22 protein-coding genes and 2 tRNA genes are annotated in these 22,935 nt (G+C 32.3%); 15 read left to right on the top strand and 9 right to left on the bottom strand.

Annotated features, from left to right (window positions below; all coding sequences use genetic code 11):
- Positions 1-39 precede the first annotated feature (39 nt).
- The 3 genes from BUE95_RS01525 to BUE95_RS01515 form a co-directional block, all read right to left on the bottom strand.
- Entirely contained in the window at positions 40-228 is a 189-nt protein-coding gene (locus BUE95_RS01525) for a hypothetical protein (RefSeq protein WP_073580740.1), read from the bottom strand.
- Complete coding sequence (gpmI, locus tag BUE95_RS01520) at positions 228-1,745, bottom strand: 2,3-bisphosphoglycerate-independent phosphoglycerate mutase (RefSeq protein ID WP_073580738.1); 1,518 nt, start codon at positions 1,743-1,745, stop codon at positions 228-230. The genes BUE95_RS01525 and gpmI overlap by 1 nt, the downstream gene beginning before the upstream one ends.
- Positions 1,746-1,828: 83 nt before the next feature.
- On the bottom strand, positions 1,829-4,237 hold the full coding sequence (locus tag BUE95_RS01515) for a DUF5916 domain-containing protein (RefSeq protein ID WP_073580736.1): 2,409 nt from the start codon (positions 4,235-4,237) through the stop codon (positions 1,829-1,831).
- A 191-nt stretch (positions 4,238-4,428) separates the two neighbouring features.
- Between BUE95_RS01515 and BUE95_RS01510 the strand changes: the two genes are divergently transcribed.
- Entirely contained in the window at positions 4,429-5,160 is a 732-nt protein-coding gene (locus BUE95_RS01510) for a murein L,D-transpeptidase catalytic domain family protein (protein WP_073580734.1), read from the top strand.
- 52 nt (positions 5,161-5,212) lie between these two features.
- On the opposite strand, the gene BUE95_RS01505 is transcribed toward BUE95_RS01510, so the two are convergent.
- Both BUE95_RS01505 and BUE95_RS01500 read right to left on the bottom strand, forming a co-directional pair.
- Positions 5,213-6,802, bottom strand: a complete 1,590-nt coding sequence (locus BUE95_RS01505) for a L,D-transpeptidase family protein (RefSeq protein WP_073580732.1) — start codon at positions 6,800-6,802, stop codon at positions 5,213-5,215.
- A 41-nt stretch (positions 6,803-6,843) separates the two neighbouring features.
- Entirely contained in the window at positions 6,844-7,302 is a 459-nt protein-coding gene (locus tag BUE95_RS01500) for a GNAT family N-acetyltransferase (protein WP_073580730.1), read from the bottom strand.
- A 141-nt stretch (positions 7,303-7,443) separates the two neighbouring features.
- Between BUE95_RS01500 and BUE95_RS01495 the strand changes: the two genes are divergently transcribed.
- Together BUE95_RS01495 and BUE95_RS01490 are read left to right on the top strand one after the other, a co-directional pair.
- Positions 7,444-7,516: transfer RNA gene (locus BUE95_RS01495), tRNA-Gly, on the top strand.
- A 34-nt stretch (positions 7,517-7,550) separates the two neighbouring features.
- Positions 7,551-7,623: transfer RNA gene (locus tag BUE95_RS01490), tRNA-Gly, on the top strand.
- Between the two features lie 33 nt (positions 7,624-7,656).
- Here the strand turns inward: BUE95_RS01490 and pepE are convergent.
- Positions 7,657-8,364, bottom strand: coding sequence for a dipeptidase PepE (gene pepE, locus BUE95_RS01485; RefSeq protein WP_073580728.1), 708 nt, complete (start codon positions 8,362-8,364; stop codon positions 7,657-7,659).
- 112 nt (positions 8,365-8,476) lie between these two features.
- Here pepE and BUE95_RS01480 point away from each other — a divergent pair, with 112 nt between their 5' ends.
- The 6 genes from BUE95_RS01480 (at position 8,477) to BUE95_RS01455 (ending at position 13,903) form a co-directional block, all read left to right on the top strand.
- Positions 8,477-9,253 (top strand): peptidase associated/transthyretin-like domain-containing protein, encoded by a 777-nt coding sequence (locus BUE95_RS01480; protein WP_073580726.1) that lies wholly within the window; start codon positions 8,477-8,479, stop codon positions 9,251-9,253.
- Positions 9,243-10,076 (top strand): hypothetical protein, encoded by an 834-nt coding sequence (locus BUE95_RS01475; protein WP_073580724.1) that lies wholly within the window; start codon positions 9,243-9,245, stop codon positions 10,074-10,076. Before BUE95_RS01480 ends, BUE95_RS01475 begins: the two co-directional genes overlap by 11 nt.
- A 16-nt stretch (positions 10,077-10,092) precedes the next feature.
- Positions 10,093-10,587 carry a DUF6702 family protein gene (locus BUE95_RS01470; RefSeq protein ID WP_073580722.1) on the top strand — a complete coding sequence of 165 codons (495 nt, stop codon included), beginning with the start codon at positions 10,093-10,095 and terminating at the stop codon, positions 10,585-10,587.
- Between the two features lie 14 nt (positions 10,588-10,601).
- Entirely contained in the window at positions 10,602-12,881 is a 2,280-nt protein-coding gene (locus tag BUE95_RS01465; RefSeq protein ID WP_073580720.1) for a M1 family metallopeptidase, read from the top strand.
- 100 nt (positions 12,882-12,981) lie between these two features.
- Entirely contained in the window at positions 12,982-13,329 is a 348-nt protein-coding gene (locus BUE95_RS01460; protein ID WP_073580718.1) for a Sec-independent protein translocase subunit TatA/TatB, read from the top strand.
- 1 nt (position 13,330) lies between these two features.
- Positions 13,331-13,903, top strand: a complete 573-nt coding sequence (locus BUE95_RS01455; RefSeq protein WP_073580716.1) for a phosphatase PAP2 family protein — start codon at positions 13,331-13,333, stop codon at positions 13,901-13,903.
- On the opposite strand, the gene BUE95_RS01450 is transcribed toward BUE95_RS01455, so the two are convergent.
- A complete protein-coding gene (locus BUE95_RS01450; protein WP_073580714.1) occupies positions 13,887-14,528 on the bottom strand; it encodes an O-methyltransferase in 642 nt (213 codons plus the stop codon). The genes BUE95_RS01455 and BUE95_RS01450 overlap by 17 nt on opposite strands.
- A gap of 72 nt (positions 14,529-14,600) precedes the next feature.
- Between BUE95_RS01450 and rlmN the strand changes: the two genes are divergently transcribed.
- The 6 genes from rlmN to dnaG all read left to right on the top strand — a co-directional run bounded on the left by rlmN (position 14,601) and on the right by dnaG (position 21,382).
- Entirely contained in the window at positions 14,601-15,641 is a 1,041-nt protein-coding gene (gene rlmN / locus BUE95_RS01445; RefSeq protein WP_073580712.1) for a dual-specificity RNA methyltransferase RlmN, read from the top strand.
- Between the two features lie 79 nt (positions 15,642-15,720).
- On the top strand, positions 15,721-16,701 hold the full coding sequence (locus tag BUE95_RS01440; protein WP_073580710.1) for a polyprenyl synthetase family protein: 981 nt from the start codon (positions 15,721-15,723) through the stop codon (positions 16,699-16,701).
- Positions 16,702-16,869: 168 nt separating this feature from the next.
- Entirely contained in the window at positions 16,870-17,439 is a 570-nt protein-coding gene (locus BUE95_RS01435; protein WP_073580708.1) for an RNA polymerase sigma factor, read from the top strand.
- The gene (locus BUE95_RS01430; protein ID WP_073580706.1) at positions 17,426-18,112 is read left to right on the top strand and encodes a hypothetical protein; all 687 of its coding nucleotides are present in this window, start codon (positions 17,426-17,428) and stop codon (positions 18,110-18,112) included. The genes BUE95_RS01435 and BUE95_RS01430 overlap by 14 nt, the downstream gene beginning before the upstream one ends.
- A 34-nt stretch (positions 18,113-18,146) precedes the next feature.
- Positions 18,147-19,265: a hypothetical protein gene (locus BUE95_RS01425; RefSeq protein ID WP_073580704.1), complete on the top strand. Its 1,119-nt coding sequence runs from the start codon at positions 18,147-18,149 to the stop codon at positions 19,263-19,265.
- 140 nt (positions 19,266-19,405) lie between these two features.
- Entirely contained in the window at positions 19,406-21,382 is a 1,977-nt protein-coding gene (gene dnaG / locus BUE95_RS01420) for a DNA primase (RefSeq protein ID WP_073580702.1), read from the top strand.
- A gap of 1 nt (position 21,383) precedes the next feature.
- Here dnaG and BUE95_RS01415 read toward each other — a convergent pair whose 3' ends face one another.
- Together BUE95_RS01415 and nadE are read right to left on the bottom strand one after the other, a co-directional pair.
- A complete protein-coding gene (locus BUE95_RS01415; RefSeq protein WP_073580700.1) occupies positions 21,384-22,013 on the bottom strand; it encodes a response regulator transcription factor in 630 nt (209 codons plus the stop codon).
- Positions 22,014-22,091: 78 nt separating this feature from the next.
- Positions 22,092-22,898, bottom strand: coding sequence for an NAD(+) synthase (gene nadE, locus BUE95_RS01410; protein WP_073580698.1), 807 nt, complete (start codon positions 22,896-22,898; stop codon positions 22,092-22,094).
- Positions 22,899-22,935 lie beyond the last annotated feature (37 nt).

Raw genomic sequence — 22,935 nt, 5'->3', positions numbered from 1 at the left:
ATCGTTCAAAAAAAATCCCGACGAATCGGGATTGATAAATTATGCTTTTATACCTATTGTTGTACTTTTATTTTTTCCATTTTTTCCGTTCTCACCATCAGCACCTTTTTGTTCGGTTGCAGGTTTTCCATCTTCACCGGGTTTTCCATCCTCACCATTAGAAGCTTTGAAAGTCGAAATGCACCCAACAAATGGTAGACAAATTAATATCAATAAAAAACGTTTCATTATAATAAAGATTTACAAGTCATAACGGAAGGTTTTTCAATTCCCATTAAATCTAAAATAGTAGGAGCGATGTCTCCTAAGACCCCATTTTTGATTTTTTTTAATTCTTTGTCAACTAAAATAATCGGAACTGGATTGGTTGTATGGGCTGTGTTTGGTGAGCCATCTGGATTTATCATCGTTTCGCAATTTCCGTGATCGGCTATGATAATTGTGGTGTAATTGTTTTCTTGAGCAGTTTCAACCACTTCTTTTACGCAAATATCAACCGCTTCACAAGCTTTAATTGCAGCTTCCATTACACCTGTGTGCCCAACCATATCACCATTGGCGAAATTTAAACAAACAAAATCTACTTCTCCTTTTTTGAGTTCAGGAACTAAAGCATCTTTTAGCTCGAAAGCACTCATTTCAGGTTGTAAATCGTAAGTAGCTACTTTTGGCGAATTTTTCAAAATACGAGTTTCGCCCACAAAAGGTTCTTCTCTTCCGCCAGAAAAGAAAAAGGTTACGTGCGGATATTTCTCCGTTTCGGCAATTCGGATTTGCTTTTTACCTGCCTTTTCTAAAACTTCTCCAAGTGTTTCGGTAATGTTGTCTTTGTCGTAAATTACATAAACATTTTCATAGGTTTCATCGTAATTGGTCATGGTAACATAATACAAATTCAATTTGTGCATGTTGAATTCGTGGAAGTCTTTTTGAGATAAAACCTCCGTTAATTCTCTTCCTCTATCAGTTCTGAAATTGAAGAAAATCACTACATCATCTTCCTGGATTTTTGTAATTGGATTGTTGTTTTCATCCACCATGACAATCGGTTGAATAAATTCATCGGTAACCTCTTTTGCATAGCTTTCATTGATACTTGCAACCGCATTTTTCGAATGCATTCCTTCACCATTCACCACTAAATCGTAAGCTAGCTTTACTCTTTCCCAACGTTTATCTCGATCCATAGCATAATATCTTCCGATTACAGAAGCTAACTTAACATTCGTATTTTGAAGATAATTTTCTAAATCTGAAATGTATTTTGCTCCCGATTTTGGATCTACATCACGACCATCGGTAAAAGCATGAACAAACATATTTTGAACGCCACTTTCTTGAGCAGTATCAATTAAACCTCTTAAATGCGAAGTGTGAGAATGAACACCACCATCAGAAACCAATCCTAAAAAATGAATGGATTTGTTGTTCTTTTTAGCATACTCAAACGCATCTATGAGCGGTTTTTCTTGACTCATGGTTTTGTGTTCTACCGCTAAATTCAGTTTGGCTAAATCTTGGTAAACAATTCTTCCAGCGCCCAAATTCATATGCCCAACTTCGGAATTCCCCATTTGACCTTCTGGTAAGCCTACGTTCAAGCCATCCGTTCTTAACTGAGCATTTGGGTATTTTGTGTATAAACTATCAATAAAAGGAGTGTTGGCATTATCAATAGCTGAAACTTTTGGGTCAGGTGATTTTCCCCAACCATCTAATATCATTAAAATAACTTTTTTGTTCATTTTTGTGTGTTTGCACAAATATAAGCAATTGGTCAATTTTTAAATGAAAAAGCGACTTAAAATTACGAAAACGATTAAGTAAATTAACCTTTTCGAATCCAATTTTTAGCTTGGTTATAATCGATGAAATAACGAACACTTACGGATAAAACATGATTCAAATTATCTTCAAATAAGTTGGAGAAATTGGAGCCAAAATCTTTATTAATCGTTCTGTCAAAAGTGTCAGCATTATTTCTGTATAAAATCGACATTTGACTTCCAGGAGCAAACCACCATGAATACGATACATCTAAATTCCAAGTACTAAAGTTTGAGTTTTTGTTAGTAGCATATGAGGTGTTTGGAGATAAACTTCCATCCTGATTTAGATTGTTGATTTGATTGTTTTCGGCGAGTGACCAATAGTGTCTTACCGATAAATTAAAATTCATTTCACTGCTTATTGAGAATTTACTTGTGATTGAATTCGTGTACGTATCTCTATCTCTTCTAGCAAAAATGATATTGGATGCATCTGAATCAATCCATCCTATATCGTTTTTTTGTTTGAAATAGTTGAACCCATAAACCAATGAAAACTTATCACTAAAACGATATCTTGGACTAATATTTACTCCAGCTTCATATCTGTTTTCGTTAAGTACATGTGTCATGAAAGGTTCAAAATCAATTGCAAATTTGTTGTTATAATTGGATGAAAAATAGAGAAAACCACCCATATTCGTAGGATTTACAAAATAACGGTTAGCTGCTCGAGGTTCGTAATAATCATAATTTTTAAAAGGATTAACATTGAAACCTGCACCAATATAATGATTGCTTTTATTTGTTGAATTTAAGTTTACGTTGAAATTACTAGATTGGATTTGGTTTGTTGGCGTGTAAAATTCAAAGTAAGAATTCAGATTAATTCTAAATGTATTAAATGTTTTATTTGGGTTCAGAATTCGATAATTTGTGTTTCCAGAAAAAGAGTAGTAGTTTGTCCTGAAATTTATTCCTAAATCATTTATTTCAAAATCTTTCGACATGTATTCCCCACCGAGACTATATCTAAACTTACCACTTGTTTCTGCAAAAAATAACGAGGCGTTATAACCGTTTTTATTGTCGACATCATTTATACTGCTCGATTTTACTCCTCCAGAAAGATTATAGGTATTGGTTTTATTATTTAAATCAAATAATAATCCAGTTACATTAGCATCTCTAAAACTTCCATTTCGGGTAACGTTTGTATTAATAAAAGTTACAGAAGAATTTTGGTTAAATCTTTGGTCAAAAACGGTAACATTGTAATTTGTTAAAGGTGAAATTTCAATGAATCTTGTTTCATCATTGTCATCGTTTGAAACAGTTGCTATTGTTTTTTCTGTGACGGCATTTAAAAACCCAATTCCTAATCCATCTTTATCACGACCTGATATTTTCATTGCATTTAATAGATTGATAGCTCCGATATTTTCTATCGATTCATTTTCTGCTAAATTTAATTTCAAATTTGGAGTTTGTCCAATTCTTCGCGAATACAATAAATTACCTTTGCTAAACAAATCCGTTCCTTCTGTAAAGAAAGGCCGGTTTTCATTGAATTGTTGTTCGAATGGGCCCAAATTCAAAACCACATTATCAAATTTGGTTTGACCAAAATCGGGTACTAAAATGGCGTCTAATGTAAAAGCATCATTGATTCCATATTTAATATCCAATCCACCTTTTAATTCCCCTTTGGTTTTTTGTGTTTCACTTCCAGAAAGGTAAAAGGAAGAATAAGGAATTAAGAACAATCGGGTAGGTGTTTTAATATTTTCAATTCCAGTCAAAATTCCGGCTTGTTGCGAAATGGCTCCAATTTTATTATCAATTGGACTCCAGGTATATTTTTGACGTTCTCTTCGAACTTCTCTGAAGAAATTTAATCCCCAAGTTTGTTTTTTTTGTTCTGGAAATCGAAGAGCTGCGTATGGTATTTTCATTTCGATTACATAACCAAAATCAGTAATTTTCGCATTGCTTTCCCAAATGGCATTCCAAGAACCATCTTCACCTTCAGAAGAAGTAAAGTTAGTATCAATTTGACCATTTGCAGCAGTAACAAAAAACCGGAACTCTTGTTGGCCATCATTATATCCATTAATGAAAACTCCAAAAAAATCTGAAGTTCCAATATCATCTCGTTCTACTAATTCTTTTAAAATTTTTTCAGGATTAGGATCGTATAATTTAGCTCCAATGTAAATAGCATCATCAGAATATAAAATCTTTACTTCGGTTTTAAATTCTTCAGGGATTGGTGTTCCGTTTTTAGGTTCTAATGAGACAAAGTCAGTTGCAATTTCTGCTTCTCTCCAAGATACTTCATTTAGCTCGGCATCAATAGTAATATTTTCATTTGTTTTCTTTGTAGCTACACTTTTCTTTGTTTGAGAAAAGGTGAACAGAGAACTTACTAAGCATATAAATATGGTAAAGCCGATTTTATTAGTCATGTAAAAGATATTTTAACTGCAAAAATATTGGAATCTTATATATGTCTCTTTTTTTTATATAATGTTTAACTTTTTTCTTTTAAATCGATGAAATACATAATTTTTCGATAAAATACATGATTTTATTTGTTTATTAGAAAATAATAAATAAATTTGGCGCTTTCAATAACAACATAACTGTAAGATTAACAATGATTTATAAGATATTGCCTATAATTTTAATTGGTCTTTTTTCATTCAAACCATTAACGATAGAAGATTATAAAAAAAGCTACACAACAGGGACAGATCCGAAATTACTTGCTGAAAAAGCGAAAGTTACTTTAGAAGTTAAATGTAAAGCTTTTTATGCAACTATAAATCAAAGTAATTTTTCTTTGCCTAAATTTGATAGTTTCTTAGCTGCTTTCGAAGGCTATGAACAATTGAAATCTCAGGGAAAAATTGTTAATGAAGTATTAACGGTTATTGATTTTAGTTTATCTTCAAAAGAAGAGCGAATGTGGGTTATTGATATGAAAGCTCAAAGAATAATTTTTCAATCATTAGTTGCACATGGAAGAAATTCTGGATTTGAGTTTGCGACTAGTTTTTCCAATATTAGTGAGTCCTACAAAAGCAGTTTAGGTTTTTATTTAACTGGTGAAGTTTATAATGGAAAACATGGTACTTCACTTCGTTTAGACGGATTAGAGGAGGGAATTAATGATAATGCTAGAAGTAGAGCAGTTGTAATTCATGGTGCTGATTATGTGAGTAAATCATTCATAAACAAAACAGGTAGATTGGGAAGAAGCCAAGGGTGTCCTGCAGTTCCTTACGAAATTCATAAAGAATTGATTGATACCATAAAAAACAAGTCTTGTGTTTTTATATATCATCCTTCAAGAAATTATATTGAGAAATCTAAATTAGTTTCATAATTGTAAAAAATTTAACGTTGTAATTTTTACAATCGTTTGGTTTTAAATTTTATTAATCTAGAGGTCTTAATTTTTTGAATAAACCTTTATCAAGATTGTAAATGTCTTCTCTAAATTGAAGTGTCCCTTTCTCCATCCAAGAAGTCCAATAAAATAAATGAATATTAACAGTGTCTTTCATAGACACTGTTTTGGTTTTTTCTTTTTTTAAAATGGAATCGATTTGGTTGCCACTCCATTTTTCAGCATTCATTTCAGTTAGCATTTGTTTCGTTAAAATCAAAGGATTTTCGATTCGAACGCAACCCGAACTTAACGCACGGTAATTCTTTGAAAAGTAATCTCTGTGGTTTGTGTCGTGAAGATAAACTAAATGGTTATTTGGAAAATTGAACTTTATTAATCCAAGCGCGTTATTCTTTCCTGGTTTTTGAACATAGCGATAATGACTAGCCGTTTCAGGATTCCATTCCTCGGGTGAAACCTCATGTCCTTTTTTGTTGTAAATGGTTAACTTTCTTGAGGGAAAGTAGTCTCTATTTTGTGAAGCAGAAGGAGTTAAATCTTCTTTTATTATTGTAGGGGGGATTGTCCAAGTAGGATTGAAAACAAAATTGGATAATTTTGAACTTAAAATAGGTGTTTTCCTTTTTGGAGTTCCCACTACAATTCGGTGTGAAGCAACAGTATCATTTTGATTAATGTAAAATAATATGTAATCAGGGATATTAGCAACTAAATATTTTTCACCTAGATCAGATGGATACCAACGCCAACGCTCTAAATTGGCGAAAATTTGTTCGATTCGTTCGCTTTTTGACATGTTTAAAGCTTTAATAGTTCCGATTCCGATTACGCCATCTTGTGCTAAACCGTGACGTGCTTGAAATCGTTTGATTGCTTTAAAAGTGATGGAATCGTAAGTCCATGTTATAATACTGTCTTTGTTTTGATAATCTTTCCAATAGGCTAAACGTTTTTTAATTTTTACCATTTCGGGTAGGGTGTCACCTAAAAGGATTTTATTTTTAATGTTTATTTTCTCAAAATTGATATTTGGTAATTTATCAATCTCAACAAGGCTCTTTTTTAGAGATTGATAAACAATATGATTTGGTTTTAAATCTTTGAAAGTAGTTGCGATTTTTTTCCCTTTTATGGCATCTTCAAGCAATGTGGAAAGTTTTATTTCTTTTGGTTTTAAATCCCAATCACGATATAATTCTTTTGGGTTTAGTTTTCCTTTATGAAGATGATTTGCTAATTTTTCAAAGGTTTCTGTTAAAAGAATGTCATATTTTACAATTTCAGCATCATTGAGTTTGGCCCTTTTATTTTCTAAGTCTTCAATAATATTGATTTCATAGTCTTTTGGATTCAAACCTTCTTGGTAGCAAAATTTAATTTCATTGATTAAATCTTTTCGATTCTCATTTAAATACCAGATTTCATGAAAATTCATTTTTTGGTAATATAATTTCACGCTATCTGACTTTTCGTTAAGTAAGTCTGGATGAACTGGTCTTATGATGACATTTAAAATAGTGTCCTTAATAATGCTATTGTCAAACGCAATTGGTGATGCTTCCTTTTTACAAGAAATTAAGGAAAAAATAAAGAGTAGGAGTGTAATTTTTTTCATAAAACCTTAATTGTGATATAAATATAAGAAGATTTATTGGATTACTTCTTTGAGGGTTTTTTATACATTACAAAATGGATGCCAACATCTGGAATTAAGAAAGAATCACCAATGATTTTATAATTTAACTTTTCGTAAAATGGGACAGCTTTTTCTCGAGCGTTGAACCAAATTAAATCAGCTTTCAAATTAATGCAATGATTTTCAGTTTCTTTAACTAATTCGGTTCCAAATCCTTTTCCTTGAGCTTCTTCTAAAACTGCCATTCCTCTAATTTGAAATTGATTTGATTCTGAAAATAAATTATTGTTTTCTTTGAAAATAGAGATGATTCCCACAAGTTTATCTTCTAAAAACAATCCAAAATGAGCGGTGTTTTCATCATCATCGCCTTTAAATTGGCAGGTTTCAATTGGTTTTCCTTTTCTTAAAACCTCATGTCTAACAGGATATGTTTCAACCGAACTAATTTTTTTAATTTCCATAATAATATAACTCATTAAAAGTTAATCTTTTAGAGAAGAGTGTTGATTTTAGGGTAAAGTTAGTACAATTGCTTTGAAAAAAATATCAAAAAAAATTTGCAATTACCAAAACTTTTAAAGTATATTTGCACCCACAAAAGTAAACGCTTTTGTTATGCGGAAGTAGCTCAGTTGGTAGAGCTCCAGCCTTCCAAGCTGGTTGTCGCGAGTTCGAGCCTCGTCTTCCGCTCTAAAACAAGATAAAGTTTTAAAAATTATCACCTGCGGAAGTAGCTCAGTTGGTAGAGCTCCAGCCTTCCAAGCTGGTTGTCGCGAGTTCGAGCCTCGTCTTCCGCTCTTAAAAAAAGCCTTGCATTTGCAAGGCTTTTTTTATTTTAAACTATTTAATTCGGTTTCAGGTGCTACTTCAATTGGAGCTTCGTTTCTTTTAAAAATTCTGGCCGTCAAAGTTCCTTTTAATTTTACAGAATCGCCTTTTACTTCTAACCAACTTCCTTCTCTCAGTCCTACAACAGGTTGCGGATTAAAATGATGAAATTCATTAATTCTAGTTTCTCGAGTTTCTCCCATATGGGTTGAACCTTCAATCGGGTCTAAATAATGGGGATTAATATTAAACGAAACAAATCCTAAAGTTCTAAAACTTGGTGGATATACGATTGGCATATCATTAGTAGTGCTCATTGTTAAGCCACAAATATTACTTCCTGCGCTGGTTCCTAAATAAGATGTTCCATTTTTAACTACTTTTTCTAAAGCGTCAATTACATTATTTTTGTATAATTGACTTACCAATAAAAAAGTGTTTCCACCACCAGTAAAAATCCCTTGTGCTTTTTCAAGGGCTTCGATTGGGTTTTCAAATTCGTGAATTCCTTTTACCGATATATTAATTTTTGTAAAAGCTTCGCTAACTTTTTTGGTATAATCATCATGTGAAATACCGCTTGGTCTTGCGTATGGAATAAAAAGTAACTCTTTTACATTTGAAAAGAACGATTGTAATTCAGGCAATAGATAGTCTAAATATTCACCTCCGTGTAAAGTAGAAGTACTGGCAATAATTATATTTTTCATCACTTATTTTTTACAAAGCTACCAAATTTGTCTTAACATAAGTTTATCATCTTGTTAGGATTTCATTTTGAAGCCTATTTGGTACATTTACAAAAATATTCAATTTTAGTTTATGCCAAAAAGACTACTTTTTTTCTTTTTTATCTTTCCAATTCTTGTTTTTTCGCAAAACGATACTTTAATTAGGGGAAAAGTAGTTTCGGAATCAAGCTTGTTAGAGGGTATTCATGTTATTAATTTGTCTAGTAAATTAGGTGTGGTTACCGATTCTAGAGGTTATTTCCAAATTCAAGTTAGAATTTCAGATACCTTACAATTTAGTGCAGTTAATTTAAAAGCTACTCGGTACGTCATGCAAAAAAGTGATTTTTTTAATGATTTATTGTTAGTAAGAATGGAATCACTCATTACAGAATTAGAAGAAGTAGCGATTATCAATTACAAAAACATCAATGCTGTTGCACTCGGGATTGTTCCAGCTAATCAAAAAACATATACGCCAGCCGAACGCAAATTAGCAGCAGCAGGAGATTTTAAATGGTATAGCCCACTGTTGATGCCGCTTGGAGGAATGAGTGTTGATGGATTGATTAACTCAATTAGTGGTAGAACGAATATGTTAAAAAAAGAAGTGATGGTAGAAAGAAAAGAAATGTTGCAAGCAAAGACTTCTGATTATTTTGAAAAAAAATATTTTCTTGAAGTTTTGAAAATACCTGAAATTTATATCGAGGGTTTTATGTTTTATGTGGTAGAAAATGAAAGATATGTAAGGGCTATGAGTGAAAAAAATAAAACAATGGCTTCTTTTATTCTATCAGAATTAGCTGCAGAATATTTGAAATTACAAGAAATTGATACTGAAAAAATAACTAAAAATGAAAAATAGTATTTTATTCCTATTTATAGTTTTGATTGGTCAAATTTGTTTTTCTCAAGGAATGCAAAGAAAAGTATTGCGAGGGAAAATTGTAGCAGATTCCTTGGAGGTTGAAAATTTAACAATCTATAACATTTCATCTAATGTTGGTGCCATAACAGATGTTGATGGGATGTTTTCTATAAATGCAAGAGCAACTGATACCCTTTTTATTCAAGGGTTATCTTATGATACAAAAAAATATGTGGTAACGGACAAGGATTTTTGGTTACCCGTATTAGAAATAAAATTGCACGTTAGAATTTCTGAGTTGAATGAGGTTGAAGTGACACCTTACTCTTTGACTGGAGATTTGAAACAAGACACTAAAAGAATACAGGTTTATGGAGATGGTTTTTATGGGATAGATGCAAAAGTTGTAAAATATTATGATGATGATGTTCGAACGGGAACTCCAGTAAATTCAGCGTTACCAACTGTTTTGGCTCCAAATGGATCAAATTTTAATTTTAGTGCAATTGGTTTAGGAATAGTGAGTTTGTTTGTGAAAAAGGATAATTCTAAAAGATATTCAGAGCGAGTTTTTGATGATAGAAGAATTAAAGAGATACAATCAAAGTCTTTTTCGGAACATATTTTTGAGCGTTTTTCACATAATTTTTTTATTGAAACACTAAAGATTACTAACGAAAGTATTCCTTCTTTTCTTAGTTTTGCTGAATTGTCGGCTTACGAACTCTCACCACTTTTAAAAGCTGAGAATGAATTAGCGTTAATTGAGTATTTAATTGACAAATCTACAGCATTTAAAAAACAACTAGAAAAAGAATAATTACTATTTTTACCAGATGAGAAAAGCAATATCCTTATTATTTGTAATGTTATTTTTGTGTTCGTTTTCGGTTCACAAGTTTTATGTTTCGGTAATGCAAATTGATCATGTTCCTTCCAAAAAAAGAGTTGAAATCACTTCTAGAATTTTTGTAGATGATTTGGAGAAAGCTTTAACAAAAAAATACAATAAGAAGATAAATTTAACATCTTCTAGAGAATTACCTGATGCAGATGCCTTAATTGAAGGATATTTAAAAGAAAAAGTGAAGATTTTCATTAATAATAAGCCTCAAAATATTACTTTTTTGGCTCGAGAACTTGAAGGTGATGTGTTAATATTATATACAAAAATTGCAATTTCAAAAAAAATAAATACCTTCGAAATTTATAATTCTTTACTTACAGAGGTGTATCAAGATCAACAGAATATTGTTCATACAAACATCAACAGTAACAAAAAAAGTATTTTGTTGACTAATACAGAATTAAAAGAAAAAATTGACTATTAAATTACTAACAAACTATGAAAAAATCAATTGTTTTCGGTGCATTTTTGTCTCTAATAGTATCCTTAGGAGTGGTAGCTCAAGAGGTTAAACCAGATGAAAAGAAAACTGAAAAGGGACATTACAATGAGAATAAATTTCGTCAGATGTATGAGGAAATGGCAACTCCAAATATGTTCAGAACCGCTTCTGGTGCTCCTGGACCAGCTTATTATCAACAGAAAGCAGATTATAAAATGAATCTGGAATTGGATGATAAGAATAAGAAACTCTATGGGTCAGAAACTATAACCTATTATAATAATTCTCCTGAGAATCTTGAGTATTTATGGGTGCAATTAGAGCAAAATATTGAAAGGCCAGATTCTAAAACCCCATTGGTAGATAACGAAGTTTTGCCTAAAAGTATTCCTGCTGATGCATTTGCCAAAAAATTCGTAGAAAACCCATTCCCAGGTGGATTTAACATTGATTATGTTAAAGATGCAAAAGGAAATGCAATGCAATACACTATCAATCAAACGATGATGCGTATCGATTTGCCTAAGCCTTTAAAGAGTGGAGATAAAATTTCTTTTTCAATAAAATGGTGGTATAATATTGTAAGTTATCAGGAAGGGGCCAATAATGGGCGTTCTGGTTTTGAGCAGTTTAAAGACGGCAATCGTCTGTATGTAATGGCGCAATTTTTCCCAAGAATGGCGGTTTATAATGATGTTGAAGGTTGGCAAAATATGCAATTTTGGGGAAGAGGAGAATTTGCACTAGTGTTTGGAGATTATGAAGTAAATATTACGGTGCCTTCAGACCACGTAATGGAAGCAACAGGAGTACTTCAAAATAGAAGTGAAGTATTTACGCCTGAGCAAGTAAAGCGTTGGGAATTAGCTGAAAAAACTTTTGATAAACCTGTTGTAATTGTAACACAAGAAGAAGCTATTGCAAAAGAGTCGAGTTTTTCGGATCAAAAGAAAACTTGGAAGTTCAAAGCACAAAATGTTCGTGATTTTGGTTTCTCTACATCTAGAAAATTTATTATAGATGCTATGGCAGTTGACTTGCCAACGAACAAGCCTTTAGCTATTTCTATTTATCCCAAAGAAGCAAATCCACTTTGGGGAGATTTATCTACAAAAGCAGTGGCTCACACCTTAAAAACTTACTCACATTACACGTTTGATTATCCTTATCCAAAAGCAGTCTCTGTTTCTGCAGAAGACCAAGGGATGGAATATCCAATGATTTGTTGGAATTACGGAAGACCTGATGAAACTGGTTTTGTAAGTGATAGAATCAAATACGGAATGTTAGGAGTGATTATTCATGAAGTAGGTCATAATTTCTTTCCAATGATTGTGAATTCAGATGAGAGACAATGGACATGGATGGACGAAGGCTTAAATACTTTTTTAGAATATTTAACAGAAACCACATTTGATCCAAATTTCCCGGCCATGCGTGGACCAGCAAAAAACATTGTTCCTTATATGAAAGGCAATCAACAGTATTTGGAGCCTATTATGTCTAATTCTGAAAATATTTACAATTTTGGGGCTAATGCATATGGAAAACCAGCTACAGGATTAAATATTTTAAGAGAAACTATCATGGGACACGAATTGTTTGACCATGCTTTTAAAACTTATGCAAACCGTTGGAAATTTAAACACCCAACCCCAGAGGATTTCTTTAGAACTATGGAAGATGCTTCTGCAGTAGATTTAGATTGGTTTTGGAGAGGATGGTTCTATTCTACCGATGTTACTGATATAGCAATTAAAGAGGTTAAACAATATTATGTTGTTGAGCAAGATCCAAAAGAAGCAAAACCTCAATTTAATAGAAGAGGGAGAAAAATTGCAGACGCTAATCAACCAATGCTAAAGATGGTTTTAGAAGGTGCGCCAGAATTTAAATCAGAACTTAAAAATGGGTTTGATTATTCTAAAGTTCAAGGTTTAAATGATTATTTAAGCAAAAATTATTCTGCTGAGGAAATTGCAAAATTAAAATCACCAAAGTTTTTCTATGAAGTTGAATTTGCAAAGCCTGGAGGATTAATAATGCCAATTATTGTAGAGCTTCAGTTTGAAGATGGAACAAGTGAAGTTCAAAAATTTCCGGCTCAAATCTGGAGAAAAAACAATGATTCGGCTAAGAGAGTATTTGCTACATCGAAAAAAGTTGTTAAAATGCAGCTGGATCCAAAACTAGAAACTGCCGATGTTGACGTTACAAACAATTTTTGGCCTAATGTAGAAGTTGAATCGAAATTTGATACTTTAGAGAAAAAATAAGAATTAAGACTATCTTCGGATAGTCTTTTTTTTGATTACTTTAAGACAGATAAGTTGTAAAACTTTGTAACTTTGTAACGTTAATTTCAAAAAATGTACTATGTTTGGAATAGGTGGAGGTGAATTGTTTTTTATTATTTTAGTGGTCTTGATGCTATTTGGATCGGATAAAATTCCTGATATTGCTCGTGCTTTAGGTAAAGGTATGGCGCAATTAAAAAATGCCACAAATGAAATTAAAAGTGAAATTCAAAAAGGTACTCAAGATGCAGGATTAGATATGAATACCTTAACCGGTGGCGTTTCTGAAGAAATCGCAAAAGCTAAAGAAGGGATTACTAAAATGGTGAATCCTTTAGAAAATATCAATTTAGATGTTCAAAATCCGATTGAAAAAGTAAAAGAAGATATCGAGAATATTACCGGACCTATAAAAAGACAATTATAATTTGGAACAGTTAATCAACCTAGACAAAGAATTATTTCTTTTTTTAAACGGATTAGGTTCAGAGCCATTTGACGGTTTCTGGATGATTATCACAAAGCAAATTTATTGGTCGCCATTTTTTATTGCCATTTTTTATCTCATTCAAAAGAAATTGGGATGGAAAGGTTTAGGAATTATCATTCTTTTTTTGGCAGCTTTAATCACTTTTACAGACCAAATTACCAATCTATTTAAATATTCATTCGAACGTTTACGCCCTTGTAATAATCCTGAATTCGATGGTATTATGCGCGAAGTGATCACTAGGAAATCATTCAGTTTTTTCTCAGGTCATGCTTCTAACTCTTTTGCAACAACTACTTTTGTTGTATTAATCATACGCAAGTATTACAAACACACGTATTTGCTGTATTTGTTTCCTTTGGTTTTTGCTTTCAGTAGAATTTATCTAGGATTGCATTATCCTGGAGATATTTTAGCGGGTTATATCGCTGGTGGAATTTTTGGTTTTGGTTTTTATAAATTGTACCTTTTTATAGGTAAAAAATACAATTTTACTACAAAACTCGACTAACCGTCAAACCATCACGAATGGGTAATAAAACTGTTTCTACTCTTGGATCAGTGTTCAATAGTAGATTATATTCTAATAAAACGGGTGTGCTTTTATCATTTGGTTTAACTTCTTCTAATACTTTTCCGCTCCATAACACATTGTCGGATAAGATAATTCCGCCTTTGTTCATCATAGGAACTATTAAGTGAAAGTAATTCACATAATTTTCTTTGTCGGCATCAATGAAAACCAAATCGAATTTTTTGTTCAAAGTTGGGATAATATCAACTGCATCACCTAAGTGTTGAAAAATTTGGTCTTTCCATGGCGAAGCATCGAAATATTTTCTTTGAAAATCGACCAATTCTTCTTCAATATCAATCGTGTCTAAAGTTCCGTTTTCAGCTAATCCTTCCGCTAAACACAAAGCAGCATAACCAGTATAAGTTCCAATTTCTAAAATATGTTTTGGTCGAATAATTTTTGAAAGCATACTCAAAACTCTACCTTGAAAATGACCACTCAACATTCGTGGTTGCATGATTTTTTGGTAAGTTTCTTTATTTAATTTCGCTAATAATTCTGGTTCTGCTTGTGAATGATTGGCAACGTAATCTTCTAAATCTTCAGATATGAAATGCATGATAAAATCAAATTTTGACAAAAATACAAATTAACAATTAAACGTTTTGACATTTTAACCTAACTTTGCACCATGCAAATCGAGAAAAAAGACATACGAGCACTTACCAAAGAACAATTGCGTAACTTCTTTGTTGCTAACGGAGACAAAGCATTTCGTGGTAACCAAGTGTATGAGTGGTTATGGCAAAAACGAGCTCATACTTTTGAAGATATGACCAATGTGTCTAAAGAAACGCGTGCTATGTTAGAAGCTAATTTTGTAATCAATCACATTAAAGTTGATACCTTACAACGTAGTGAAGATGGAACCGTTAAAAATGCCGTTCGTTTGCACGATGACTTAATTGTAGAATCGGTTTTAATTCCTACAGAAACTCGAACTACTGCATGTGTTTCTTCCCAAGTAGGTTGTAGTTTAGATTGTAATTTTTGTGCTACAGCTCGATTAAAACGTATGCGTAATTTGGAACCAGGAGAAATCTATGATCAAGTTGCTGCCATTGATAATGAAAGTCGTTTGTATTACGACCGACCATTGTCCAATATTGTTTTTATGGGGATGGGTGAGCCTTTGATGAATTATCCAAATGTAATGAAAGCGATTGATATGATTACATCTTCTGAGGGTTTAGGTATGTCGCCAAAACGTATCACCGTTTCCACATCTGGAATTCCGAAAATGATAAAAAAAATGGCAGATGACGAGGTGAAATTCAAGTTAGCGGTTTCTTTGCATTCCGCTGTGGAAGAAATTCGAAATGAAATCATGCCGTTTACTAAAAGCTTCCCACTAACTGATTTACGTGAAAGTTTAGAATATTGGTACAGAAAAACAAAAAGTAAAATTACTTACGAATATGTGGTTTGGAAGGGAATCAACGACGATAAAAGATCGATTGACGCTTTGGTGAAATTCTGTAAATATGTTCCTTGTAAAGTTAATCTCATCGAATACAATCCTATTGATGATGGGATGTTTCAACAAGCCTCAGAAGAAGCTACAAATGCTTACATAGCTGCTTTAGAAAAAAATAATATCGTGGCAAAAGTAAGACGAAGTCGGGGTAAAGACATTGATGCGGCTTGTGGGCAATTGGCAAATAAATCTTAATTTATTTTTGTCTTTCTAAACTTGTTTCAGAATCGAAACTTTTGCCTTTAGCAATTGTTTTCGTACTTTTGTTATCCAAATGAAAATAACCGAACAAATAAAGCTTCCCATAGTAAATGAAATGGAACTTTTTGAAGAGAAGTTTCGCGATTCCATGTCTTCAAAAGTAGCTTTATTGAACAGAATTACCCATTATATCGTTAACCGTAAAGGAAAACAAATGCGCCCTATGTTTGTTTTCTTAACTGCTAAAATGGTTTCGGGCGGTTTCGTTAACGAGCGAACGTATCGAGGTGCTTCGGTTATTGAATTGATTCATACTGCAACTTTAGTTCATGATGATGTAGTTGATGATAGCAATAAACGTCGCGGATTTTTCTCTTTAAATGCCCTTTGGAAAAATAAAATTGCCGTTTTAGTTGGTGATTATTTATTGTCAAAAGGTTTGTTACTTTCTATAGATAATAACGATTTCGATTTATTAAAAATCATTTCTGTAGCTGTTCGTGAAATGAGTGAAGGTGAATTACTTCAAATTGAAAAAGCTAGAAGATTAGATATCACCGAAGACATTTATTATGAAATTATCCGACAAAAAACAGCTACTTTAATTGCGGCATGTTGTTCGCTTGGCGCTTGTTCCGTTGCTCCAGAGGATACTCTTTTGGTGGAAAAAATGCGCAAATTTGGAGAACTTATCGGAATGGCGTTCCAAATTAAAGATGATTTATTCGATTATACTGATGATGCTATTGGAAAACCAACAGGAATCGATATCAAAGAGCAAAAAATGACGTTACCATTGATTTATGCGTTGAATAATTGTTCTCCAAAAGAGAAAAGTTGGGTCATCAACTCGGTGAAAAATCATAACAAAGATAAAAAACGCGTAAAAGAAGTAATCCAATTTGTTAAAGACAAAAACGGATTAACCTATGCAGAAGGAAAAATGGTGCAATTTCAACAAGAAGCACTTTCATTATTACAAGATTTTCCAACATCTCCTTACAAAGATTCCCTTACTTTAATGGTAAATTACGTTATTGAACGTAAAAAATAAGCCAATGAGTCAATTAGTCAATGTGTCTTTTTAAGATATTCACTCATTGGCACATTAAAAATTGGCACATTTTTTTAATATCATACAACCCTTTTAAAATCATTCTCGTCTATGTTTATAGAAGAGTATTTTACTGAATACTAAAAACGGAACACTGAACACTTTTTTATGAAAGTTATCCAGTTACATCAAGAAGAAAAACAACTCATTAAGTTGGCTGTCGAAAACAATCGACAAGCACAACAGCAGATTTATGCTAAGTTTTCTTCTAAAATGTTAAGTGTGTGTCGTCAATACATAAAAGACATTCACCACGCAGAAGATGTAATGATTACCGGATTTATGAAAGTGTTTACTAATCTTAAAAATTTTGAACACAAAGGTAGTTTTGAAGGTTGGATTCGTAGAATTATGGTGTATGAATGTATCGATTTTCTTCGGGTGAAAAAGAACAATTTCAACCATCAAGATATTGAAGAGGTTACGGTTAGCGAAAACGAATCGGTTTATGAAATGGAAGATTTTTCGGTAGATGATATTCAAAATATGATTGATAATTTGTCTGATGGCTATAGAATGGTCTTTAATTTATATGCGATTGAGGGTTACAAACATCAGGAAATAGCTGAAATGCTTAAAATAAGTGAAGGAACATCAAAATCGCAATTATCACAAGCTCGAAAGTTATTGCAACAACAAATCACCGACTTAAAAAACAAATTAAATGGAACCAAATAAATTAGATAATCAAATAAGAGAAAAGCTGAATGCTAGAGAAATTCAGCCTTCTGCTCAAGCTTGGGATCGATTAGATGCTATGCTTGCGGTTTCAGAAGAAAAAAAGCCAAAGAAAGGTTACGGATGGTTTTTTGTAGCCGCTTCTACGCTACTTTTTTTCGGATTGGGGTATTTCCTTTTCAATTCAAACGAAACGACAGAAATTAATAATTCAACACCAATTGTAACCACTATTAACAAAGAAATTGATACAGTTGAAACCAATAAAATCAATAGAATTTCAATTGAAAATGTGAAACCTGTTTTAGTTCAGAATGAAGAAAATATTTCAAAAAAAGAAAAACGAAATATAAAATCAGTTGAAATAAATAAAAAGATGAAAGAGGAAAACGTTTTGGAAGAAAAAATAACTCCCCACTCCCATCACCCATCACCCATCACCTACAAATACGTTTCTCCAGAAAATTTATTAGTTGAAGTTCAAACAGGTGAAAAGGTAATCACATCAGAAAATAAGTTTATTTCAAAACCTAAAATGAAAATAGATCCAAATTCTTTACTTACTACGGTTGAAAAAGAATTAGATGAAACACACAAAGAAACCACTTTAGAAAAATTAAGTAGAAAATTTCAAGATGCTAAATCAGCATTAGCGAATAGAAATTACGAATAAGTAAAAATCATCATTAATCAAAAATCAAACAGTTATGCAAAAAATTATTTTGTACACCATCATTATTGCTTTTAGTTTAGTAACAAAAGCAGTTGCGCAAGAGAAAAAAGAGAAGCCAATTTCTTTTGAGAAAAAAGTAGAACAAATTTCATCTGGAATGGAATTTCTGTTAGCTCGTGAAAAAAATGAGCTCAAATTAAAAATAGATTCATTGGAGACAGTTTTTAAACAAAATAAAATTTCAGTAGATGAATTTAATACTTTGAAATTGAAAGAAGCAGAAAAATCTGCTAATCGAATAGAGCTTGGAATGGAACGCTATAACCAAAAATTAGATAGCTTAATTCAGAACAAAATTGAAATAGGAAGCAAAGAAGTGTCGTTTAAGATAGATACAATTAACGGGAAAAAAGTTAGAACTTATTTTAAAAAAACTAATACAAAACACTATGATATTCCCGCTTTAAAAATCTATAAATCAGATGAAGAAAAAGCGGAAAGAAAATCAAAAAGAACCACATCACAATTTGTTTTTGCATTTGGTTTAAATAATGTAATTACTGAAGGTGAAAATTTAGAAGATTCCGATTACAGAGTTTGGGGTTCGCATTTTTATGAATGGGGTGTTACTTACAATTCAAGAATTTTGAAAAACAACAATTTGCTTCATGCTAAATACGGACTTTCATTAATGTACAACAATCTTCGTCCAACTGACAATCGTTATTTTGTTAGAAATGGAGATCAAACGGATTTGGTAACATCAACAATCAAATTTGATGAATCGCGTTTCAGAAATGTGTATTTAACAGCACCGCTTCATTTAGAATTCGATTTCACACCTAAGAAACTTTCAAAAGATGGTTCTAAAACCTATTTCAGAACCCATGAATCGGTTCGTTTAGGAATTGGAGGTTATGCAGGTGTTCGAATTAAGTCGAAACAAATATTGAATTACGAAATCGACGATGTAAAAATAAAGGAAAGACAAAAAGGAGCTTTTAATGTTTCTGATTTTAATTATGGGTTAAGTGCATATTTGGGGTATGGGCAAACTAGTTTTTATGTTAAATATGACTTAAACCCGATGTTCAAGAACAATAATATGGATCAAAACAACGTTTCATTGGGTATACGCTTTGATTTTAATTAAAATTTGGGGTTAAGTTAAGTTAAGTTCTCTGTTTAAAAAGCACTTCAGCCATATGAAGTGCTTTTTGTTTTTTTAAGATTATTTGTTGTTTAGCTTGACAACTTTGTATCTTTGAAACGTTCCTAAGTAAATTAGAAAGTTTGATATCTAAAGACACTATAGAAAAAGTTTTTGAAACCGCCCGAGTTGAGGAGGTTATTGGCGATTTTGTCCAACTCAAACGTGCTGGAAGTAATTTAAAAGGATTGTCGCCGTTTGTGAACGAGAAATCCCCTTCGTTTATGGTTTCTCCTGTGAAACAAATTTGGAAAGATTTTTCCTCGGGTAAAGGGGGGAATGCTGTAACTTTTTTGATGGAGCACGAGCATTTTACGTATCCTGAAGCTATCAAATACTTAGCAAATAAATACAATATTGAAGTTGAGGAAACGGTTCAAACCGATGAGGATGTAGCGCAAGCCAATGAAAAGGAGAGTATGTATTTGGTTTCCGAATTCGCACAGAAATATTTTCATCACTCTCTGTTAGAAACGGATGAGGGGAAAGCGATAGGGTTATCGTATTTTAAAGAGCGAGGTTTTACTTCCGATACGATTAAGAAATTTGGTTTAGGATATTCACCGGAAACTTGGGATGCTTTTACCAAAGAAGCCCTTGGGAAAGGGTATAAATTAGAGTACTTAGATAAAACAGGACTTTCTATTGTTAAAGAAGATAAGCAATTTGATCGTTTCAAAGGTCGCGTGATGTTCCCAATTCAGAGTATGAGTGGTCGTGTTTTGGGTTTTGGAGGGCGAATTTTGACCAATGATAAAAAAGCAGCAAAATACCTGAATTCGCCTGAAAGTGATATTTACCACAAGAGTAAAGTTCTTTATGGAATTTTTCATGCCAAGCAAGCCATAGCCAAATTGAATAATTGTTATTTAGTTGAAGGTTATACGGATGTGATCCAAATGCATCAAGCTGGAATTGAAAATGTTGTGGCTTCTTCTGGAACTGCCTTAACGCCTGATCAAATTCGTTTAATCAATCGTTTGACGCCAAATATTACGGTGCTTTTTGATGGTGATGCTGCGGGGCTTCGAGCTTCCATTCGTGGAATAGATTTGATTTTGGAAGCAGGAATGAACGTTAAGGTTTGTACGTTTCCTGATGGCGATGACCCAGATAGTTTTGCTCGAAAAACATCACATGATGACTTATTATTGTATTTCGAAGAAAACGCTAAAGATTTCATTCAGTTCAAAGCGTCATTGTTGATGCAAGAAGCCAATAATGATCCGATTAAAAAAGCAGATTTAATTCGCGATATGGTTGTTAGTATTTCTAAAATTCCAGATCGAATTAAAAGAGAGGTTTACATTAAGGAGTGTTCCAGAATCATGGATATATCCGAAGATGTACTTTTTAATACATTAGCGCAATTAATTAAAAAAGAGTTATCGGAAGTTAGTAAGCAATTTAAAGAGGAACAAAAAGCTTTTGAAGTTGTTAAGAATGATAATACGCAACCAACTACGAAAGTTGATATTCAGTATGAATTGGAGCATAAAATTATTCAAATTTTATTGTTGTATGGTGATAAAGAAGTGGCTTTTGAAGACACCATTTTAACTCAAAATAATGAAGGTGAAATGATTGAAGTAAAAGAGCAAAATAGCCACAAAGTATTCCAACGTATTTATTTAAGTCTGCAAGAAGATGAGGTAGAATTAGCAAATCCTGTTTTTAAAGCAATTTATAATCACTTAATCTCATATTTCAATGAAAATGAGGTTTTTGAATTAGATAAATATTTGATGCAACTTCCAGAAGATTTGGCGCAAGAAGTTACCACAATTCTTATGAATGAAGAACGTGAGGTGTTGCACAATTGGGAAGTACAGCAAATTTTTGTAAAACAAAAAGATGCAACTATAGGTCAATACGTAACAGAGACCATTATTACATTGCGCTGGTATTTGGTTAACAATATTATTGAAGATTTGAAAAATACAATTTCAAACGAAGTAACTTCTGATAATTCAGAAACACTTGAAATGGTAATGGCTTATTTGAATTTAACCCATATTTTTTCTAAAAATTTGGGTAGGGTTTTATCTAGATATCATTAATTTAAATTACATCTAAATCTTTTGCTTTTTTCAACAAATCCACCAAGTTGGTTACATTTAGTTTGGCTAATAATCGCAATTTGTATGTGCTGATTGTTTTTTCATCTAAACCAAGAATTTGAGCTATTTCTTTATTTTTTTTACCGTCATTTAGATAACGGAGTACTTCAATTTCTCTTGTGGATAATTTTTTAAATAAGCGCTCTGATTTTTTACCTTTGCTTAAGATATCAATAGTTTTTTTAACATTATCACTAAAAACTATTTTTCCATCCGAAACCTTAGTAAGTGCGGATTCAAGTTCTTTTAAACTACTTTTTTTCGAAACATAAGCTGCTACTCCTGCTTTTATAGCTGTTGGTGCATACATTTGTTCCGAAACGTTTGTAAATAAAACGATTTTAGTTTCAGGAAAGTCTTTCAGGATACTTTTAATATCTCTGATACTTGACAAGCCGTCTAATTCGACATCAACAATAGCGATGTCACAACGTTTGCTGTTTAGAATGCTAAGAAGGGATTCTAAACTTTTAGCTGATGCCACAACTTCCATTTTGGAACTACCTTGAAAATACGATTGTAATCCTTGGATTACAACAGGAATACTATCTGCGATACATATTTTAATCATAATTAAAAAAGATTAAATTAAACTTCCACTCTCAAAGTTACGAAAAAAAATGTAATTACTTGTTAATTAAATGGATATTTATTTTAGTGTAGAAGGGATTGTACAAATTGGGATAGGATTCATTTTGTGTTGATTAATTGAATTTAGTCTTTTGTAAATTGAAAATACTTGAGCTTCTCTATCAAGAAAATCTTCTTTGGTTTTTCCTTTTTCCATTTGTTGCATAGCCCATTCTAGTTCATCATAATTGGCTCCAATTTGATCTTCATCGCTTCTGTCGTCTCCGAACAATCCATCTGTGGGTTTTGCTTTTAAAATGCTTTCAGGGACTTTTAAATAATCGGCAAGTAGCCGAACTTCACTTTTTAATAGATCCGCAATTGGACTGATATCGACTCCTCCATCTCCATATTTTGTAAAAAATCCAACGCCAAAATCTTCGACTTTATTTCCTGTACCGGCAACTATAAACCCGTGCAAACCTGCAAAGTAATAAAGGGTTGTCATGCGGAGACGAGCCCTTGTGTTTGCTAATGATAAATTCAAAATAGCTTCATTATTACTTGACGGAACTTGATTTTTAAACATTTCAAAAACAGGTGTTAAGTCGGCTTTTTCATCAAAAACATTTGGGAATCGCTTCTTTAATTGATCAATATGTTCGTTTGCTCTATTTACATGACTTTCTGCTTGATGTATAGGCATTTCAATGCATAATGTAGGCAATCCGGTTTGTGCGCATAGAGTAGAGGTTAATGCGCTGTCAATCCCTCCTGAAATTCCAACAACAAAGCCGTTTACTTTAGCGTTAGTAGCATAATCTAGTAACCATTTTACGATATATTGATTAATTTTTTCAGTTTGGAACGTGTTGGAATTTGTCATTTTTTTATGAAAATTTATAAGTCGATAACTGTATATT

Source organism: Flavobacterium cucumis (genome assembly GCF_900148835.1).
Lineage (GTDB): Bacteria > Bacteroidota > Bacteroidia > Flavobacteriales > Flavobacteriaceae > Flavobacterium > Flavobacterium cucumis.
The sequence above is the reverse complement of the archived record's forward strand: the minus strand, read 5'-3'. Positions and strand labels throughout refer to the sequence as shown.

What these genes read in the sequence shown, in the direction of transcription:
- BUE95_RS01465 (WP_073580720.1), top strand. Translation starts at nt 10,602, where the DNA reads ATGAAAAAATCAATTGTTTTCGGTGCATTTTTGTCTCTAATAGTATCC.
- BUE95_RS01500 (WP_073580730.1), bottom strand. Translation starts at nt 7,302, where the DNA reads ATGAGTTATATTATTATGGAAATTAAAAAAATTAGTTCGGTTGAAACA.
- BUE95_RS01515 (WP_073580736.1), bottom strand. Translation starts at nt 4,237, where the DNA reads ATGACTAATAAAATCGGCTTTACCATATTTATATGCTTAGTAAGTTCT.
- nadE (WP_073580698.1), bottom strand. Translation starts at nt 22,898, where the DNA reads ATGACAAATTCCAACACGTTCCAAACTGAAAAAATTAATCAATATATC.
- BUE95_RS01460 (WP_073580718.1), top strand. Translation starts at nt 12,982, where the DNA reads ATGTTTGGAATAGGTGGAGGTGAATTGTTTTTTATTATTTTAGTGGTC.
- BUE95_RS01525 (WP_073580740.1), bottom strand. Translation starts at nt 228, where the DNA reads ATGAAACGTTTTTTATTGATATTAATTTGTCTACCATTTGTTGGGTGC.
- BUE95_RS01470 (WP_073580722.1), top strand. Translation starts at nt 10,093, where the DNA reads ATGAGAAAAGCAATATCCTTATTATTTGTAATGTTATTTTTGTGTTCG.
- BUE95_RS01480 (WP_073580726.1), top strand. Translation starts at nt 8,477, where the DNA reads ATGCCAAAAAGACTACTTTTTTTCTTTTTTATCTTTCCAATTCTTGTT.
- BUE95_RS01425 (WP_073580704.1), top strand. Translation starts at nt 18,147, where the DNA reads ATGCAAAAAATTATTTTGTACACCATCATTATTGCTTTTAGTTTAGTA.
- BUE95_RS01440 (WP_073580710.1), top strand. Translation starts at nt 15,721, where the DNA reads ATGAAAATAACCGAACAAATAAAGCTTCCCATAGTAAATGAAATGGAA.
- BUE95_RS01475 (WP_073580724.1), top strand. Translation starts at nt 9,243, where the DNA reads ATGAAAAATAGTATTTTATTCCTATTTATAGTTTTGATTGGTCAAATT.
- BUE95_RS01510 (WP_073580734.1), top strand. Translation starts at nt 4,429, where the DNA reads ATGATTTATAAGATATTGCCTATAATTTTAATTGGTCTTTTTTCATTC.
- rlmN (WP_073580712.1), top strand. Translation starts at nt 14,601, where the DNA reads ATGCAAATCGAGAAAAAAGACATACGAGCACTTACCAAAGAACAATTG.
- BUE95_RS01505 (WP_073580732.1), bottom strand. Translation starts at nt 6,802, where the DNA reads ATGAAAAAAATTACACTCCTACTCTTTATTTTTTCCTTAATTTCTTGT.
- BUE95_RS01450 (WP_073580714.1), bottom strand. Translation starts at nt 14,528, where the DNA reads ATGCATTTCATATCTGAAGATTTAGAAGATTACGTTGCCAATCATTCA.
- pepE (WP_073580728.1), bottom strand. Translation starts at nt 8,364, where the DNA reads ATGAAAAATATAATTATTGCCAGTACTTCTACTTTACACGGAGGTGAA.
- gpmI (WP_073580738.1), bottom strand. Translation starts at nt 1,745, where the DNA reads ATGAACAAAAAAGTTATTTTAATGATATTAGATGGTTGGGGAAAATCA.
- BUE95_RS01430 (WP_073580706.1), top strand. Translation starts at nt 17,426, where the DNA reads ATGGAACCAAATAAATTAGATAATCAAATAAGAGAAAAGCTGAATGCT.
- BUE95_RS01415 (WP_073580700.1), bottom strand. Translation starts at nt 22,013, where the DNA reads ATGATTAAAATATGTATCGCAGATAGTATTCCTGTTGTAATCCAAGGA.
- BUE95_RS01435 (WP_073580708.1), top strand. Translation starts at nt 16,870, where the DNA reads ATGAAAGTTATCCAGTTACATCAAGAAGAAAAACAACTCATTAAGTTG.